The sequence below is a fragment of the Deferrisoma camini S3R1 genome, assembly GCF_000526155.1.
In the GTDB taxonomy this organism is placed as follows: Bacteria; Desulfobacterota; Deferrisomatia; order Deferrisomatales; family Deferrisomataceae; genus Deferrisoma; species Deferrisoma camini.
The window spans coordinates 1,622,795-1,639,002 of record NZ_JAFN01000001.1 but is presented as its reverse complement, the minus strand read 5'-3'; the positions used below and the strand labels follow the sequence as shown (position 1 = coordinate 1,639,002).

General features: G+C 69.2%; 17 protein-coding genes. 5 read left to right on the top strand and 12 right to left on the bottom strand.

The genetic code is table 11. The annotated features are described in order from the left end of the window. Positions 1 to 2: 2 nt before the first annotated feature. Positions 3 to 2,129 carry an ATP-dependent DNA helicase RecG gene (gene recG / locus DEFCA_RS0107240; protein ID WP_025322361.1) on the top strand — a complete coding sequence of 709 codons (2,127 nt, stop codon included), beginning with the start codon at positions 3 to 5 and terminating at the stop codon, positions 2,127 to 2,129. Between the two features lie 7 nt (positions 2,130 to 2,136). On the opposite strand, the gene wecB is transcribed toward recG, so the two are convergent. From wecB to DEFCA_RS0107195, 9 genes are all read right to left on the bottom strand, one after another. After that, positions 2,137 to 3,276: a non-hydrolyzing UDP-N-acetylglucosamine 2-epimerase gene (gene wecB / locus DEFCA_RS0107235; RefSeq protein WP_025322360.1), complete on the bottom strand. Its 1,140-nt coding sequence runs from the start codon at positions 3,274 to 3,276 to the stop codon at positions 2,137 to 2,139. Positions 3,277 to 3,654: 378 nt separating this feature from the next. Then, the gene (locus DEFCA_RS0107230; RefSeq protein ID WP_025322359.1) at positions 3,655 to 3,864 is read right to left on the bottom strand and encodes a hypothetical protein; all 210 of its coding nucleotides are present in this window, start codon (positions 3,862 to 3,864) and stop codon (positions 3,655 to 3,657) included. Positions 3,865 to 3,960: 96 nt separating this feature from the next. Then, positions 3,961 to 4,164, bottom strand: a complete 204-nt coding sequence (locus DEFCA_RS0107225; protein ID WP_025322358.1) for a cold-shock protein — start codon at positions 4,162 to 4,164, stop codon at positions 3,961 to 3,963. A 283-nt stretch (positions 4,165 to 4,447) separates the two neighbouring features. Further along, on the bottom strand, positions 4,448 to 5,203 hold the full coding sequence (locus tag DEFCA_RS0107220; protein ID WP_025322357.1) for a SagB/ThcOx family dehydrogenase: 756 nt from the start codon (positions 5,201 to 5,203) through the stop codon (positions 4,448 to 4,450). 19 nt (positions 5,204 to 5,222) lie between these two features. Beyond that, a complete protein-coding gene (locus DEFCA_RS0107215; protein ID WP_025322356.1) occupies positions 5,223 to 5,753 on the bottom strand; it encodes a TlpA family protein disulfide reductase in 531 nt (176 codons plus the stop codon). A 99-nt stretch (positions 5,754 to 5,852) separates the two neighbouring features. Beyond that, entirely contained in the window at positions 5,853 to 6,044 is a 192-nt protein-coding gene (locus DEFCA_RS19255; RefSeq protein ID WP_025322355.1) for an FmdB family zinc ribbon protein, read from the bottom strand. A 10-nt stretch (positions 6,045 to 6,054) separates the two neighbouring features. Then, positions 6,055 to 6,384, bottom strand: coding sequence for a thioredoxin (gene trxA / locus DEFCA_RS0107205; protein WP_025322354.1), 330 nt, complete (start codon positions 6,382 to 6,384; stop codon positions 6,055 to 6,057). A 138-nt stretch (positions 6,385 to 6,522) separates the two neighbouring features. After that, positions 6,523 to 6,780 (bottom strand): anti-sigma factor family protein, encoded by a 258-nt coding sequence (locus tag DEFCA_RS0107200; RefSeq protein ID WP_025322353.1) that lies wholly within the window; start codon positions 6,778 to 6,780, stop codon positions 6,523 to 6,525. Further along, positions 6,777 to 7,379 (bottom strand): RNA polymerase sigma factor, encoded by a 603-nt coding sequence (locus tag DEFCA_RS0107195; protein WP_025322352.1) that lies wholly within the window; start codon positions 7,377 to 7,379, stop codon positions 6,777 to 6,779. The genes DEFCA_RS0107200 and DEFCA_RS0107195 overlap by 4 nt, the downstream gene beginning before the upstream one ends. 249 nt (positions 7,380 to 7,628) lie before the next feature. On the opposite strand from DEFCA_RS0107195, the gene nrdD reads away from it, so the two are divergent. From nrdD to DEFCA_RS20445, 3 genes are all read left to right on the top strand, one after another. Then, positions 7,629 to 9,773 (top strand): anaerobic ribonucleoside-triphosphate reductase, encoded by a 2,145-nt coding sequence (gene nrdD, locus DEFCA_RS0107190; RefSeq protein ID WP_025322351.1) that lies wholly within the window; start codon positions 7,629 to 7,631, stop codon positions 9,771 to 9,773. A 99-nt stretch (positions 9,774 to 9,872) separates the two neighbouring features. Continuing rightward, on the top strand, positions 9,873 to 10,127 hold the full coding sequence (locus tag DEFCA_RS0107185; protein WP_025322350.1) for a hypothetical protein: 255 nt from the start codon (positions 9,873 to 9,875) through the stop codon (positions 10,125 to 10,127). A 99-nt stretch (positions 10,128 to 10,226) separates the two neighbouring features. Continuing rightward, positions 10,227 to 11,006, top strand: coding sequence for an anaerobic ribonucleoside-triphosphate reductase activating protein (locus tag DEFCA_RS20445; protein ID WP_025322349.1), 780 nt, complete (start codon positions 10,227 to 10,229; stop codon positions 11,004 to 11,006). On the opposite strand, the gene DEFCA_RS0107175 is transcribed toward DEFCA_RS20445, so the two are convergent. From DEFCA_RS0107175 to DEFCA_RS0107165, 3 genes are all read right to left on the bottom strand, one after another. Beyond that, a complete protein-coding gene (locus tag DEFCA_RS0107175; protein ID WP_025322348.1) occupies positions 10,943 to 12,403 on the bottom strand; it encodes a sigma-54-dependent transcriptional regulator in 1,461 nt (486 codons plus the stop codon). The genes DEFCA_RS20445 and DEFCA_RS0107175 overlap by 64 nt on opposite strands. A gap of 61 nt (positions 12,404 to 12,464) precedes the next feature. Further along, entirely contained in the window at positions 12,465 to 13,430 is a 966-nt protein-coding gene (locus tag DEFCA_RS0107170; protein WP_025322347.1) for a SphA family protein, read from the bottom strand. A 280-nt stretch (positions 13,431 to 13,710) separates the two neighbouring features. Next, complete coding sequence (locus DEFCA_RS0107165; protein ID WP_025322346.1) at positions 13,711 to 14,853, bottom strand: GHMP family kinase ATP-binding protein; 1,143 nt, start codon at positions 14,851 to 14,853, stop codon at positions 13,711 to 13,713. 236 nt (positions 14,854 to 15,089) lie between these two features. On the opposite strand from DEFCA_RS0107165, the gene DEFCA_RS19240 reads away from it, so the two are divergent. Beyond that, the gene (locus tag DEFCA_RS19240) at positions 15,090 to 16,202 is read left to right on the top strand and encodes a two-component system sensor histidine kinase NtrB (RefSeq protein WP_084318911.1); all 1,113 of its coding nucleotides are present in this window, start codon (positions 15,090 to 15,092) and stop codon (positions 16,200 to 16,202) included. Positions 16,203 to 16,208: the final 6 nt, after the last annotated feature.

Genomic DNA, 16,208 nt, shown 5'->3' with positions numbered 1-16,208 from the left:
GGGTGCGCCGTCCTGCCGACCTCGCCTCGTACCGCCACATGCGCTCGGTGCTCGCCACCCCGCTCACCGGCGTGAGGGGGGTGGGGCCGAAGGTGGCGGAGAAGCTGGCCCGCAAGGGGCTTCGGACCCTGGGTGACGCGTTGGTGTTCCTGCCCCTGCGCCACGAGGACCGAACCCGGCCGGCCCCTCTCCACCGGCTCGTACCGGGCGACACCGTGGCCTTTCGGGGCCGGATCGAGTCGATCGGGATCCGCGACTACCACCGCCGCCGGGTGCTGGAGGCCCGGCTCACCGACGGCAACGGCTGGGTCACCCTCAAATGGTTCCGGGGAAACTTCGGGTGGCTCCAGGGCCGGTATCCGCCGGGAACCGAGGTGGCGGGCTCCGGCGCCGTGAGGATGTTCCAGGGCCGGGCCGAGATCCACCACCCCGAGCTCGAGCCCCTCGAGGACGATCGAGACCCGGCCGGGTTCGAGCGGGTGGTGCCCGTGTACTCCGAGGTGGAGGGGGTCCACCCCAAGGCCCTCCGCCGAATCCTCGAGTCCGTCCTGGACCAGGCGCTCCCCGCCGTAGTGGACCTGATCCCTCCGCACCTGGCCGACGAGCTCGGCCTTCCCCCCATGGCCCGGGCGTTTCAGGAGGTCCACTTCCCCAGCCGGGGGGGGGCGGACCTGCCCCGGTGGGTGGCCCGGCACCGCAAGGCTCTGGTGCTGGAGGAGTTCTTCTTCCTCCAGTTGGGGCTCCTGCTCCGGCGGGAGGGAAAGGGCCCGGTGGAGGGGATCGCCTTCCGGCCGGACTTCCATCTGATCAAGCCGCTGCTCGGGAGCCTGCCGTTTCGGCTCACCCGGGCCCAACGCCGGGTGCTGGGGGAGATCCGGCGCGACATGGAGGCTCCCCGGCCCATGCACCGGCTGCTCCAGGGCGACGTGGGCAGCGGCAAGACTCTGGTGGCCCTCCTGAGCGCGCTCATGGCCGTGGAGTCGGGCTACCAAGCCGCCATCATGGCGCCCACCGAGATCCTGGCCGAGCAGCACGCCCTCAATCTGAAGCGGATGTGCCGGCCCATCGGGGTGGAGGTGGGGTGCCTGACCAGCTCCACGCCCCGGGCCGAGCGCGAGGAGGTCCTCGAGGCCCTGTGCACCGGCGCCCTACCCATCGTGGTGGGGACCCACGCCCTTATCCAGGACCCGGTGGAGTTCCACCGCTTGGGGCTCGTCGTGGTGGACGAGCAGCACCGGTTCGGGGTGCTCCAGCGGGCGGGCCTCCTCAGGAAGGGCCGCAACCCCGACCTGCTGGTGATGACCGCCACGCCGATCCCCCGCAGCCTGTCGCTCACCGTGTACGGGGACCTGGATCTCTCGGTGATCGACGAGCTGCCCCCGGGCCGCCAGCCCATCGCGACCCGGGTGGTGCGGGAGCGCGATCTGCCCAAGGTGTATGCCTTCGTTCGCGAGCAGGTGGGCCGCGGGCGCCAGGCCTACCTGGTGTACCCCCTGGTGGAGGAGAGCGAGGCCCTGGACCTCCGCGCGGCCACCACCATGGCCGAGCACTTCCAAGGCGAGGTGTTCCCCGACCTGAAGGTTGGGCTTCTGCACGGGCGAATGCGGGCCGACGAGAAAGAAGCGGTCATGGCCGCGTTCGCGGCCGGCGAGATCCAGGTGCTGGTGTCCACCACCGTGATCGAGGTGGGGATCGACGTGCCCAACGCCACGGTCATGGTGGTGGAGCACGCCGAGCGGTTCGGGCTGGCCCAGCTGCATCAACTGCGGGGCCGGGTGGGCCGGGGGGCGGAGCGGTCCTACTGCGTGCTGGTGGCCGGCCGGGAGGCCGGGCGGGACGGGTGGGAACGGCTGCGGGTGCTCGCGAGCACCTCGGACGGGTTTCGGATCGCGGAGGAGGATCTGCGCATCCGGGGACCGGGTGACCTGCTGGGGACCCGCCAGTCCGGGCTGCCGGACTTCCGCATCGGCAACATCCTGCGCGACGGCCCCCTGCTGCAGGTGGCCCGGGACCTGGCGGCCCGGGTGCTCGCCGAGGACCCGGGCCTGCGGGCCGGCCGGTACCCGGCCCTGCGCGAGGCCCTCCAGGACCGGTGGGCCGGCCGGCTGGAGCTGGCCAAGGTGGGGTAGGGGCGGGCTAGCCTTCCGGCCCCTCTTCCATCAACGCCGCCACGATCCGTTCGGCGGCCCTGCCGTCCCACAGCTCCGGCACGCGGCCGGCCTTGCCCCGGCCGTCCAGGGCCTTGCGGGCCTCGGCCTGGATGGCCTCCGGGTCCGTGCCCACCAGGGTGTTGGTCCCCTCCCAGATCGTGACCGGCCGCTCCGTGTTCTCCCGCAGGGTCAGGCACGGGATGCCCAGGGCCGTGGTCTCCTCCTGGAGCCCGCCCGAGTCGGTCAGCACCAGGGCCGCGTCCTTCCAGAGGTTCAGGAAGTCCAGGTAGCCCAGGGGCTCGGTCACGTACAGCCCTGGATCGAGCCGCCCCTCCGGCTCGGGAAGGGGCCGGAATCCGCTGTCGATCCCGAACTCGCGGGCCATCTTTCGGGTGCGGGGGTGGATCGGGAACACGATGGGCAGGTCCCGGGCCACCTCTTCGATGGCGCCCAGGAGCCGGGTGAGGACCTCGCGCCGGTCCACGTTGCTGGGCCGGTGAAGGGTGAGAACCCCATAGCGCTGGCCCGGGGCCACCAGCGGCCGGAGCCCCAGGTCCGACAGCCGGCGGACCTGGGCGAGCAGGGTGTCGATCATCACGTTGCCCACGAACCGGATCTTCTCCGGGGGCACGCCCTCGGCCTTGAGGTTCTCGTCGGCGTCGCGGCTGGTGGTGAACAGCAGGTCGGCCACGGCATCGGTGACCAGACGGTTGATCTCCTCGGGCATGGTGCGGTCGCGGCTCCGGAGCCCGGCCTCCACGTGGCACACCCGGATGCCCATCTTCACCGCCACCAGGCTCGCGGCCATGGTGGAGTTCACGTCGCCCACCACCAGCACCCAGTCGGGCCGCTCGGCCTCGCACACCTTTTCAAACCGCAGCATCACGTGGGCCGTCTGAAAGGTATGGGACCCGGAGCCCACCTCCAGGTCCACATCGGGCGGCGGGATCTGGAGATCCTCGAAGAACGCCTTGTACATGCGCTCGTCGTAGTGCTGGCCGGTGTGCACGAGGCGGTGCTCGATGGATCGGTCGGGATGGGCCCCGTTCCAGGCGCGGATCGCGCGGACGATGGGGGCGATCTTCATGAAGTTGGGCCGGGCACCCACCACGAGGAGGATCTTCATGGGGAACGGCGCTCCTTTCGCGGGCCAGAACGGAGACACGGCGGCTCACTTTGCCACAGGCCCCGGCCCAGGGGCAACACGCAGCCCGGGCCGGCCGGACAGAGACTAGAAACTAGAGAAATTCCGGGTAGCCCGGCCCGTTAGGTGGGCGCTCCACCAGGCTCCATGCCGCCCGAGACCGTGAGGTGGTGCCAAAGAAGCGTGGTGATGCTTAGAACGCTGGGAGATCATGGAGGTTTTCAAGCCTCCCAGCGTCCTAGCGGAAGTTACATGGAAGGTCTATTGGACCCTCTGGGACATATGGGACATAAGGGAAGTTCTCGGCGTTCCAGCCTTCTAGCCTTCCAGCATCCCAGCATCCCAGCCTTCCAGCCGAGATCACTCGTCGTCCCGGAACTGGGGTGGGAGGGGCTGGGGGCCGGGCACGATGCCGGCGATGTCCGGATCCTCGCCGTCGTCCGGCCGGGGCGGCTCCTGGGCCTTGCGCTCCCGGGCCTCGGCCCGGCGGGCCTGCTTCTCCATGCGCCGCTCCTGCCGGGCCTTCTCCCGGGCCCGTTTCTGGTAGGTCTGTTTGGTGCGTCTCGCCATGGGATGGCTCCTTTCTCGGTTGGGGCGCCGACAACGAAAAAGCGCGGGTCCCCCTGAGGGAACCCGCGCCGTTTCGTTCGTCGGGGACCGACGGTTCTACACGGGCCGGACGTTGGAGGCCTGGGGGCCCTTCATGCCGGGGACCGCGTCGAACTCCACGGTCTGACCCTCGGTCAGGGTCTTGAACCCTTCGCCCTGGATCGCGCTGAAGTGCACGAACAGGTCTGCGCCCCCGTTCTCGGGGGTGACGAAACCGTAGCCCTTTTGGTCGTTGAACCACTTCACAGTACCCTTAGCCATGTTGCCTTCTCCTTTGTCTGGGACCTCTGATCCCGGGTGTGTGTGCAACCGCGATGGCGCCAAGCCCAGACCGAGGAACCAAATCCCAGACTCCGGAACACGTCCATCCAATTGCGTCAAGAACATCTGCGGGTGAGCGGAAACACAAAAAGCGGGAGAGGCCACGGTCGCCTCTCCCGCCTGGGTTCGCACACCGAAACTGCCGTCTTGAGCCGCGTCGCAGCCCCTTTGTTGTGAGCCACACCCTACGCCCCTTAGGGGGCGGATGCAAGGAGAAAAAGATCTAACCTCCTATCCTCTCCCGCGGCAAAGGCAGCGGGCCCACGGCGGCCAGGTAGTAGGCGAACTCCTCCTCGCCGTCCACGTCGAGCACCCGGTTCATCTCCCGGTCGAAGAACGCGGCCACGGGGCAGCAGCCCAGGCCCAGCGCCTCGGCCGCCAGCGCCAGGTTCTGGCACACATGCCCCAGGTCCAGACCCAGGTAGCGCAGGGCCCGGTCCCCGTACTTCCATGCGGTCCGGGGGTACACCGCGGTCCACACGAACACGGCCGCGGCCCGGGCGAGGAACCCTTGGGCCAGGGCGGCCAGCGCGATCCGCCGTCCGTGGTGCCCTTCTTCCAGGACCTCCAGCGCGAACCCGGCCACGTCGAAATGGGCGAGGCACGGGTCGAGGCCCTCGACCGCCTGGACCGAGACGTAGGTCTCGAACGGGTACAGGGCCCCGGCCGAGGGGGCGGTGCGCAGCAGGCACGGGCCCTGCCGAGCGGTCACGCCCTGGCATGCCCACAGGAGGGCCGCCAGGGTCTCGAGCGGGACCGGTTCGCCCGTGAACTCCCGGCGGGATCGTCGCCGGGCCAGCACGTCCCACAGGTCGGCCGGGGGCGTCCGGAGAGCGCCGGGCCGGGGCAGCGGAACCCGGGGACGGTCGGGATACCTCTTGACCGCCTCGGGCTTGCGGGACCAGTCGAGCCTGCGGGGCGAAAGGGTGTCGGGGTCCAGGTCGGTCAGGTCCCGCCACCGTCGGAGTTCCTCAGCCATGGTCCCCCTTCTCTTCGGTTCACTCCGCGGGCTTCTCCTCGAGCAGCCGGCGGACCTTCTCCTCCATGTCCTGGCCGATGTCGGGGCTGAAGCCCATGAACGAGTGCCGCAGGTACCCGGCCCGGTCGATCAAGAAGGCCTGGGGGATCGAGGAGATGCCCCCGTAGGCCATGCGGGTGGTCTCGTCCACCCGGACCACGGGGTAGTTGAAGGTGGTGCGGGCCATGAACTGGGCCAGTTCGTCCGGGTCCTGGTCCATGTTCATTCCGATCACCACCAGCCCCTCTTTCCGGTACTTCCGCTGGAGTTCCACCAGGTGGGGAATGGCGACCCGGCACGGCGGGCACCAGGTGGCCCAGAAGTCCAGGAGAACCACCTTGCCCCGCAGGTCCGACAGACGCACGTGGTTGCCGTCGACGCTCACCAGATCGAAGTCCGGCGCGGGCTTGGGCTCCCGGCCCTTCTCCTCGGTCTTGGAGCAGGCCGAGCCGACCACGAGCAAAAACGCCACCAACACGGCCCCCCACCCCTTCCCCCATCGCAGGCCCATCACCGATCCCTCCAAACGAACCAAAAGGAAAACAAAGGCGCAGGCCCCACCAGCGCCTGCGCCGTGTCCGCGGGGCCCCCGGCCCCGTCGGCACTACCCTCAGGTGAACCCTCCCCTGGGAGCGCAGCCCCCGCCCCCCGCCCCCTTGGTGTGGGCCGCCACCGGGGCCCACCGGCGCTCCATGGGCGCCCCGCAGGCCGGGCACCTGGGGGCGTCGGCCCGGTCGCCGGACCGCACCAGCACCTCGGTCTTCTCCCCGCACTGGGCGCACTGGAACTCGTAGAGCGGCATGGTCCTTCCCTCACACGACCCGGTTGAGCATCTCTTCGAGCTTCTGCCGGGGCACGGCTCCCACCACCTCGTCCACCACCTGGCCGTTCTGGAACAGCTTCAGGTTCGGGATGCCGCGCACGCCGTACTTGGCCGGGGTCTGGGGGTTGTCGTCCACGTTCATCTTGGCCACGATCACCTTACCGTCGTAGGCGGCGGCCACCTCGTCGATCACCGGCCCCATCATCCGGCACGGTCCGCACCACGCCGCCCAGAAGTCCACCAGGACCGGCTTGTCGGTCTTGAGGACCTTCTCCTCGAAATCGGCGTCGGTCACGTTGAGCACCTTGTCTCCTGCCATCTTGCTCTCTCCTTGGTTTCGGTTTCGCGTCGTAGGGCGGCCCGCCGACCGGCGGGTCAGCATGCGCCTCAGCCGCCCCCTCGGATCGTCCAGTATCCCACCACCACGATCAAGAGCAACCAGATCCACCCGTCCATCCTACTCCCCTTCGTCCTGGGCGCACTTCTCCCGGAGGAACCGGTGGAGGTCGATGTGGACCTCCCGGGGCACCTCGTCACCCTCTGCCGAGTACTTGTACAGGACCACGGTCTTCTTGAGGGTGTTCAAAAACGCCACGCAGGGGTTGCATCCCTCCATGTGGGCCTCGATCTCGGCACAGATCGACGGGTCCAGCTCCTCGTCGATGTAGGCCGAGAGCTGCTCCAGGATCTCTTTGCACGTGAGTTTCCGGGTCATGGGATCACCGCCCGCCCCCCGGGTTCCTCGCCGTCGGCGAAGTAGGGGCTCAGTTTTTCCCGCAGGTGGATCCGGGCCCGGTGCAAGCGGGTCTTCACCGCTCCCTCCGTGGTCCCCAGGATCTTTGCCGTGTCCGCCGTGCTCAGGCCTTCCACGTCCCGCAGCAGCACCACCGCCCGGTACAGGGGCGGTAGGTCCTGGATGGCCCGAACCAGCAGCTCCCGGATCTCCCTTCGGAGCAGGGCCTCCTTGGGGTCCACCGCCCAGTTGCTCACCCCCCGCCGCCGGATCTCCTCGTGGGAGGGCAAGGGGAGCTCGTCCCACGAGACGGTCTCGGGCTGTTTGCGCCGCAGCCGCATCAGGGCGTGGTTCGTGGCGATCCGGTACAGCCACGTGGAGAATGCGGCGTTGCCCCGGAACGAGCCGAGCTTCTTGTAGGCGCTCAGATACGTCTCCTGCAGCAACTCCCGCGCGTCCTCCGGGTTGCCGGTCATGCGCAGCAGCAGGCTGTAGATCCTGCCCTCGGTGCGGGTGACCAGCTCCTCGAAGGCCTCGAAGTCGCCTGCTCGGGCCCGCTCCACCAACCGGGTTTCGTCCATTGCGACATCCTTACGATGCGGGTGGGGGCCTCGGGGTTACGGGGCTTCCGAAGCATAAAGGAGGGGCCGACCCTGCGCAAGAAACCCGCCCCGGCCGGGCCGGATCGGCATGGTCGTCCGGTGCGGCCCTTGGGCACAAAAAAAGGGTAGCCCACCACAATATGTCGTGGTATTATTTGGCCGCCCACAAGATGTGGCGCTTTTCTTCCCTCCTAACCCCCTGTTTTCCCTACGGAAGGAGCGACGGTCATGGGCGAGGTCATGGAGCTCAACCGAGGTGGTCCGGTGCCCCGCGGTTCGGACGCCACCGACCGGGTGCTGTTCGTCCGAACCTCGGACATGGAGATCGTTAACTGGGACCGGAGCCGCATCGTGGAGGCCCTGGTCCGGGAGACGTTCCTCGACCGGGACACGGCCGAACGGGTGGCCGAGGCGGTGGACCAGATGATCCACCGATCCCGGATCCAGGTGCTGACCGCGCCCCTGATCCGTGAGCTGGTGGACGCGAAGCTGATCGAGATGGGGCTCGAGAGCGCCCGCCGGATGCACACCCGGCTCGGCATGCCCCTGTACGACGTGGAGGAGCTGCTGGTCGCGCCCAACAAGGAGAACGCCAACGTCCCCCACGGCCCCGAGGCCACCAACCTGACCCTGGCCGAGAACATCAAGAAGGAGTACGCGCTCCTGGCCGTGTTCAGCCAAGAGGTGGCCGACGCCCACATGCGCGGCGACCTGCACCTGCACGACCTCGGGTTCATCGACCGGCCCTACTGCTCGGGCCAGAGCCTGGAGTACCTGAAGAAGTTCGGGCTGAACCTGCCCAACAGCCTGGCCAACGCCCGGCCGGCCAAGCACCCCGAGGTGCTCCTGGCCCACATGGTCAAGTTCTCGGCCGCCCTCCAGTCCAACTTCGCCGGGGCCATCGGTTGGGATGCGGTGAACCTGTTCTTCGCCCCGTACCTGGAGGGCCTGCCCGACCGGGACGTGGAGCAGCTCGCCCAGATGCTGATCTTCGAGTACTCTCAGCAGGCCGTGGCCCGAGGGGGGCAGGCGATCTTCTCGGACATCAACCTGTACTGGGAGGTGCCCAAGCACTTCCAGGACGTGCCGGCCATCGGGCCGGGCGGCGAATACACCGGCAAGACCTACGGCGACTACGAGAAGGAGGCCCAGCGGTTCCTGTGGAAGCTGTTCGACGTGTACGCCGAGGGCGACGCCTCGGGCCGGCCGTTCTTCTTCCCGAAGCCCCTGGTGCACATCACGGAGAAGTTCTTCCAGACCGAGGGCCACGAGCGGTTCCTCCACCGAATCTGTGAAGTGGCGGCCGAGAAGGGCAACACCTACTTCGTGTTCGACCGGGGGGACACGGCCAAGATCTCCGAGTGCTGCCGGCTGGCGTTTAAGCTGGAGAAGTCGGACCTGGAGGACGCCAAGCAGCCCTGGCGGATGCGGTACTCGGCCCTCCAGAACGTGACCCTGAACCTCCCCCGGATCGCGTACCGGGCCGGGGGCGACGACACCCGGCTGTTCCAGCACCTGACCGAGATGATGGAGCTGGCCGCCCAGGCCCATCTGCAGAAGAAGGCGTTCATCGAGCGCCTGCTGAGCCAGGGGGAGCGGGGACCCCTGTCGTTGCTGACCATGAACCGGGACGGCCAGCCGTACCTGCGGATGCACCGGGTGAGCTACCTGCTCGGCATGGTGGGGCTCAACGAGATGATCAAGATCCACACCGGCCAGGAGCTCCACGACAGCGAGGAGGCGTTCCGGTTCGGGCTGAAGGTGATCGCCCACATGAAGCTCACGGCCGACAAGCTCGCCCGCAAGCACGACATGCACTTCGTGCTGGAGCAGACCCCGGCCGAGTCCACGGCCTACCGCTTCGCCAAGCTCGACCTCAAGTACTACTCGCCGGCGGCTGGCGCGGCCGTTCGGGGCGACGTGGCCCGGGGCGAGGTGTACTACACCAACTCCACCCAGCTCCACGTGGGCAGCCCCACCAACCCCGTGGACCGAGTCCGGCTGGAGGGCCTGTTCCACCCGCTCATCGAGGCCGGCGCGATCACCCACCTGTGGCTGGGCGAGGAGAGACCCCACCCCGAGAGCCTGGCCCGGTTCGTGGTGAAGATCTTCCGGAACACCCACAACGACCAGGTGGCCTTCAGCCCCGAGTTCACCACCTGCGTGGCCTGCGCCCGCACGAGCCGGGGGCTGTCGGAGACCTGCCCGCACTGCGGCAGCGACGAGGTGGAGGGGATCACCCGGATCACTGGGTACTTCACCAAGATCAGCTCCTGGAACAAGGGCAAGATCGGCGAGCTTCACGACCGGCAGCGCACGGCGGGCTACTTCTCCGGCGCCCCCTCCGCCGGGGCCGGCGCGGCAGAGGCGTGAGCCCGGCCCCGTCGGGTGGGGCCCCCGGGCGGCTCGGAAAGCCGCCCCGACCGGCGACCGTAGACCGTCGACCGAAGACCGGAGTTACAGGAGGATCCCATGACGCTGTTCACGAAGGTTGGGTGTGAGAAGTGCGAGTACGTGAAGGAGCGGGTGGATCTGGCCGCCCTGGGCGTGGCGGTGGAGGAGCTGGGGCCGGAAAACCCGGACGCCCTGGCCCACCTGGCCTGGCACGGGCTGGTGAACGTGGCCGAGAGGAATCTACCGATCCTGGTGCTGGAGGATTCGAACTATCTCACGGGAGCCGTGCGGATCCGTAAGTACCTGGAGGGCCTGGAGGGGCAGGCAGCGTAGTCCCGGGCGTGGCGCCCTGGTGAGGGAGACGGACCGGGATCGTCCGGTGAGCGAGGGGCGACGACTTCGTCGCCCCTCGTCGTTCGAGCGGAGGCCTAAGTGGAGTTCCCAGAGATCAAAGGATTCCTGGAAACCTCCTTCACGGACTGGAAGGGCCAGGTGGCCGCCGTGGTGTTCCTGGCGCGGTGCAACTTCCGGTGTCCGTACTGCCACAATCACCGGATCGTGACCTCGCCCCACGAGGTGCCGACCTGGCCATGGGACGAGGTGGAGAAGCGGCTGGTGCGGCTTCGGGGGTGGGTGGATGGGGTGTGCGTGACCGGGGGCGAGCCGACGCTCCACCCGGGGCTCCCGGCCTTGCTGGAGCGGTTTCGGGCCCTGGGGTTCCGGATCAAGCTCGACACCAACGGGTCCCGGCCCGGGGTGCTGGCGTCGCTGCTGGAGGCGGGGTTGGTGGACCAGGTGGCCCTGGACGTGAAGGCGCCCCTGGAGGGCGTGCCTTACCGCCGCAACGCGGGATCGGGCTCGGATCCGGAGGCCGTGGATGCCTCGTTGCGAGCCTTGGAGTGTGCTGCCGTTCCCCTGGAGATCCGCACGACGGTGCACCCGGCCCTTCTGAGTCTCGAGGAAGTGTGCCGGCTGGGGCGGGATCTGGGCCGGAGGTTTCGGAGCCGGGCCGCGGAGGTGGGGTGGACCCTGCAACGGTGCCGAACCGACGAGGTGCTGGACCCGGACCTTCGGGGTGCGCCGTCGCTCTCTCCCGAGGAGTTCGCGGTGTGGGAGCGCGCGGCCCGCACGGCGTTCGCCCAAGATCGTTACCCCTTCGATCCTCCCCCCGGCCCCCGGCCGGGCACGAAGTCGCGCCGCGACAGGCCGTAGCGGGCCATCTTGCGTTCGATGGTTCGGCGCGACAGCCCCGAGGCCTGGATCAGGTTCTTGATCCGACCCCCGAACCTCCGCAGGTTGTGCTCCAGATACGCCCGCTCGAACTCCTCCACCACCCGCGCCAGGGCCTCGTCGAACGGCAGCTCCCACTCGGCCGGCGCCCCCGAGGCCCGGGAAAACGCCTCTTCCCCCATGGCCTCGCGCAGGTGGGACTCGTGGATGATCTTCCCCCGCCCCATCACCACCGCACTCTCGATGATGTTTCGCAGCTCCCGCACGTTGCCGGGGTAGTCATACCGCTGCAGGGTGCGGGCGGCCCGGGGGTCGATGTCCTCGAACCCCTTGCCGTAGGCCCGGGCGAACCGCTGGAGGAACGCGTGGGCCAGCAGCAGGATGTCCTCCCGCCGCTCCCGCAGGGGAGGAAGCTCGATGTGCACGACCCGGAGCCGGTAGTACAGGTCGTTCCGGAACGACCCGTCCTGCACCGCATCGAGGAGCCTGCGGTTGGTGGCCGCCACGATCCGCACGTCCACCGGCCTGGGCCGGGTCTCGCCCACCCGGGTCACGGCCGAGTCCTGGAGCACCCGCAGCAGCTTCACCTGGAGCCGCGGGTCCATCTCGCCGATCTCGTCCAGGAACAGGGTGCCGCCGGAGGCGGCCTCGAAGTACCCCTGCCGGTCGGCATGGGCGCCGGTGAAGGCGCCCCGCACGTGTCCGAACAGCTCGGACTCCAGAAGGTCGCCGGGGATCGCCCCGCAGTTCACCGGCACGAACGGCCCCGAGGCCCGGCGGGACTCGGCGTGGATGGCCCGGGCGACCAGCTCCTTGCCCGTGCCCGACTCCCCTTCCAGCAGAACCGTGGCATCGGTACGGGCCGCCCGGCGCACCCGCTCGAACACCCGGAGCATGGCCGGGCTGCGGCCCAGGAGCTCCCCCTGGAGCAGCGCCGCGGCCTTCTCCCGGCGTAGCGTCCGGACCTCGTCGCGCAGCCCTTTCATCTCGAGCGCCCGGCGCACTACGTGGAGGATCTCCTCCGGCAGCAGGGGCTTGCGCAGGTAGTCGAAGGCCCCCTCCCTCATCACCTCCACCGCGGAGTCCACCGAGGCGTGGGCCGTGATGACGAGGATCTCGGTCTCGGGCTGGGTGGACTTGGTCACCCGGACCACGTGCTCGCCGCCCCGGCCGCCCAGGACCAGGTCGGTGATCACCAGATCGAAGGGGGTCCCCGCCAGGAAGAGCTCCGCCTGCTCGGCCGAGCTGGCCGTCTCCACGGCGTACCCCTCCCGCTCCAGCACCCGCCGGAGGAGGTCGAGCATGCCGACCTCGTCGTCCACCACCAGGATCCGGGGGACGTGTTCCGTGGGATTCTCGGCTCGCCGGGGATGGGCCATGGGTCCTCGGTAGGGCCCCCGGGGCCCCGGATCGGGGCCCCGGGGTTGGAAGTGGAGTTTGTCAGAACACCCACACCACGTTGATCCAGGTGCTCGATCCCTCGGGCATGTTCTTGCCGTCGAACTCCCAAAGTTGCTTGGCCACCACGCTGAACCGCCCCTGGTTCGGCCACCACTTGAGGCCCGGGCCGATCGCGGCGAGCCGGCTGCGGTTGGGGTCCTCGGTGCCGTCGATCTCGTCGTCGGTGGTCTGCCAATAGTAGAACCCGTTCACCCCGAACCGCCAGCCCGGCTTGGGGGACCAGCCCACGGCCCAGTCGAAGTGGAACTCCTGGCCCGGGTCGAGATCCACTTCCTTCATGCCGCCGGCTCCGTCAGGCACGAGGTACTCGTCGTTGGTGGTGTTGAAGTCGTACATGAGCTTCACGGAGAAGTCGAACCCGTTCCACAGGTAGGTGGCCGCGAACACCGGCTCGAAGGTCCAGTGGTTTCGCGACAGGAGCTGGGTGGATACGTCTTCGTTGTCGTAGTTTCCGGTCGGGGCCCAGATGTCCACGGCGAACACGGCGTGGAAGTTCGGGCCGAAGTGCCATCCCAGGATGAACGGACTGAAGATGATGTCACCGAGCCCGCCGTCCGAGTCGTTCACCACCTTGAGGGGACCTCCCGGGGTCTGAGCGGTTACCTCGACGTCTGCCGTGTAGAACGGGATGAAGACGTGGGCCCCCCACGAGGCGCCCAGGATCTTGTAGGGGCTGACCCAGATGAAGCGGGGGATCGCCGCGAACACGCTCGCGTCGAACTCCACCGGGGTCTTCTTGCCCTCGTTGTCCATGAGCCGGTCTTTGTTGATGTAGACGAGATAGTTCTTGAAGTAGACCCCGGGCGGGGGCAGGGCGCCCACCACGAAGTCCTCGGCTCCGTTGGGGTAGTGCTGGCCTCCGCCGGCCACGGCGGAGCCCGCGCACAGCGTGAGCCCCAGGACCAATCCGGTCCACCACCAGGTCGTGCCGCGTCCTCGTCTCATGCGCCTTCCTCCTTTCCTTGCGAAGGGGGAGCTCCGGGCTCCCCGCAGGGGGGACCTCATGCCGATTTGCGATCAGGATGAGCTCATAGAGGGGCGATTTGGGGGCCGTCGGTCCTCCGCTGGAAAAGACGGCCTCGCCGAAGCCGCTACGGCTCGGTCTGCTGCGGCGCGAGAGAGCACGCGCCGCAGGCGCTCCCCTGCGCCGAACGGCTTGAACGGCTCGGCCGTCGCGCCCCGGGCCGACGGCTCCCAAATCGCTGGCTTCGAATGCGACTTGGTATCAGCCGTACACGGGGTCGGACCACCAGGGCTCGAACCGGTACGGGATGGGGGTTCCGTCCAGGCGGACCCGGGCGCCACGGCTGTCCACCGGTACGGTGACGGAGCAGGTCACGGCCGAGGAACCCTCCCACCGTTTCCACTTCGCCCAGACCCCGGCGTCGCGGCTCAGGGCGAACACCGCCGGGCCCACCGAGCTCATGCCCACGATCTCTGCCCCCTCGTTCCGGAGCCGTTCCATGGTCGCCCAGACCTCCTTGCCGCGATCGCCGTGGAGCTCGATCTCGGCCAGCTTGGATCCGCCGTGGGAAAGCTCCCAGAGAACGTCTCCTACGGCCCTGAGGTCGCCCGTGAGGGCGGCTGGCAGGAGGTCCATGAACACCCGGTACACCTTTGCTGGTGCGGCCTGCTCGTCCGCCCGACGGGCGGTCTGGACCAGCGACCGGTACTCCCCTGCCCCCGACGACACCTCGGGCGCGATCTGGGGCAGGATCAGCAGGGCCCGCAGGTCCTCGGGCAGGGCGACCCGGGCCAGCAGTTCACACCGGTCGGACCCCACCACCAGTCCCCCGTGCAGGCCGGCCATGGCGCCCACGTTGGTCTCGAACCCGGGCACCAGCCGGGGCGGGGCCGACGAGAACTCCTCGCAGTAGTTGTGGGCGATCAGCTTGCGCAGGTCCCGCAGATCCAAGGGCCGGCCCAGGGCCTCGTTCAAGGCCAGGGCGGCCGCGGTCAGGGTTGCCACCGACGAGCCGAGCCCCATGTGCCGCCGGCCGTGGTCCCGAGTCTGGATCTCCACCCCGCCTGGGTATCCGGTGAGGGCCAGGAACAGGTGGGCCAGGTGCTGCCCCAGCAGCGGGCGGCTTCCCGTGGACCGAACACCGGGGGCGTCGGTCAGCATGACCCGGGCTCGGGAGAACAGCCCCACGGCGAACCCAACCCCCCCGCCTCCGGGGCGGCCGAGATCGAAGCGGGTCATGTCCAACACCAGGGCGTGCAGCCGGCTTGGCACCTCGGCCTCGCACACCGTCCCGGCGGGCGAGGGCTCCACCGGCCGCAGGCTCCCCCCCCACGCCACCGGCCGGACGAATCGGGACGGATCGCCGGGGGAGAAGGCCAACGTCTCCAGGGTCGGGCCGCTCAATAGGGCCCCTCCTGGACCATACAGGGTTTTGTTCGGTAGTATTCAAACATCGGGCCATCCCGTGGAGAGGCGGGAGTTCGATCGGGGGGAGACGGCCGGCCGGGCCGGGGGCGACCCGGTCCGCGCATGGGTAATTTCCGGCGATTCCGCTTGTTGCCCGTCTCACGAGAGGAGCTCGGCCCCGGCATCGCTCGCGACGACCGATCATAGCACGAGAAATCAAACATGGGTAGGAAATGACGATAAATGGTCTGAAATACGACATAGGCGACGCACTGTGGGAGGGGGTCCCCTGTGCAGCGTTCGTGACCGACACCCAGGGCCGGGTCGTGGGCTGGAACCCGGCCGCGGAGATCCTGACCGGCCGCCTGGCGCCGCAGGTGGAGGGGCGGCCGTGGCAGGAGGCCCTCGGGCGGCCGAACCCGGGGGAGGAGCCGGCGGACTCCCGGGGGAACGCTTGGGTGGACATGGTGTGCGACGCCACCCGGGCGGACGGTCGGCCCATGCGTCTCCGGCTTCGGTCCCGGCCAGTCCGGGACCCGGCCGGCCGGCCCGCGGGCCGGCTGTGGCTGGCCACCGACCACTCCCTGCGGGACGCGGTGGACCGGAAACTGGTGCAGTACGAGCGGCTGGCCACCTTGGGGGAGCTGGCCGCGTCGGTGGTGCACGAGGTGGGCAACCCCGTGTCGGTGATCCTGGGGTTTGCGGCGCTGCTCCGGAGCGAGACCGAGACCGACCCGGACGGTTCGATCCGCCGCCGCATCTACGAAGAAGCGCACCGGTGCCGCACCCTGATCGACCAGTTGCTGGGCTACGCGCGCTCCGCGACGACGGGAAGCGCCCCCGCGCCGGTGCGCCTGGCCGTGGTGGTGGGGGAGACCCTGCCCCTGGTGCGGCACCGCCTGCAGCGGGCTCAGGTGTCGGTGGACGCCGACCTGCCGCCGGATCTGCCCACGGTGTGGGCCGATGCGTCGGAGCTGAAGCAGGTCGTGCTGAACCTTCTGCTGAATGCGGCGGACGTGACGCCTTGGGGCGGGGCGGTCGAGGTGGTGGGCGACGTGGTGGAGCGGCAGGAGGAGAGGGGAGGAGACTCCCTGCTCGATCCGGTGCTGCGCCTGGAGCGCCTGAGGCGGGTGCGGCTGCGGGTGGGAGACCGGGGGCCCGGCTTCGGCGGCGAGGACCCGGAGCGGTTCTTCGAGCCGTTCGTGACCACCAAGGAGAAGGGCGGGGGGCTGGGGCTCACGGTGTGCCGCCGCATCGTGGAGGCGTGGGGGGGCACGATCCGGCTCGAAGAGCGCGAGGGGGGAGGAGCCTGGGCCGTGGTGGAGCTGCCCGCGCACGCCGGCTAGCCCCTC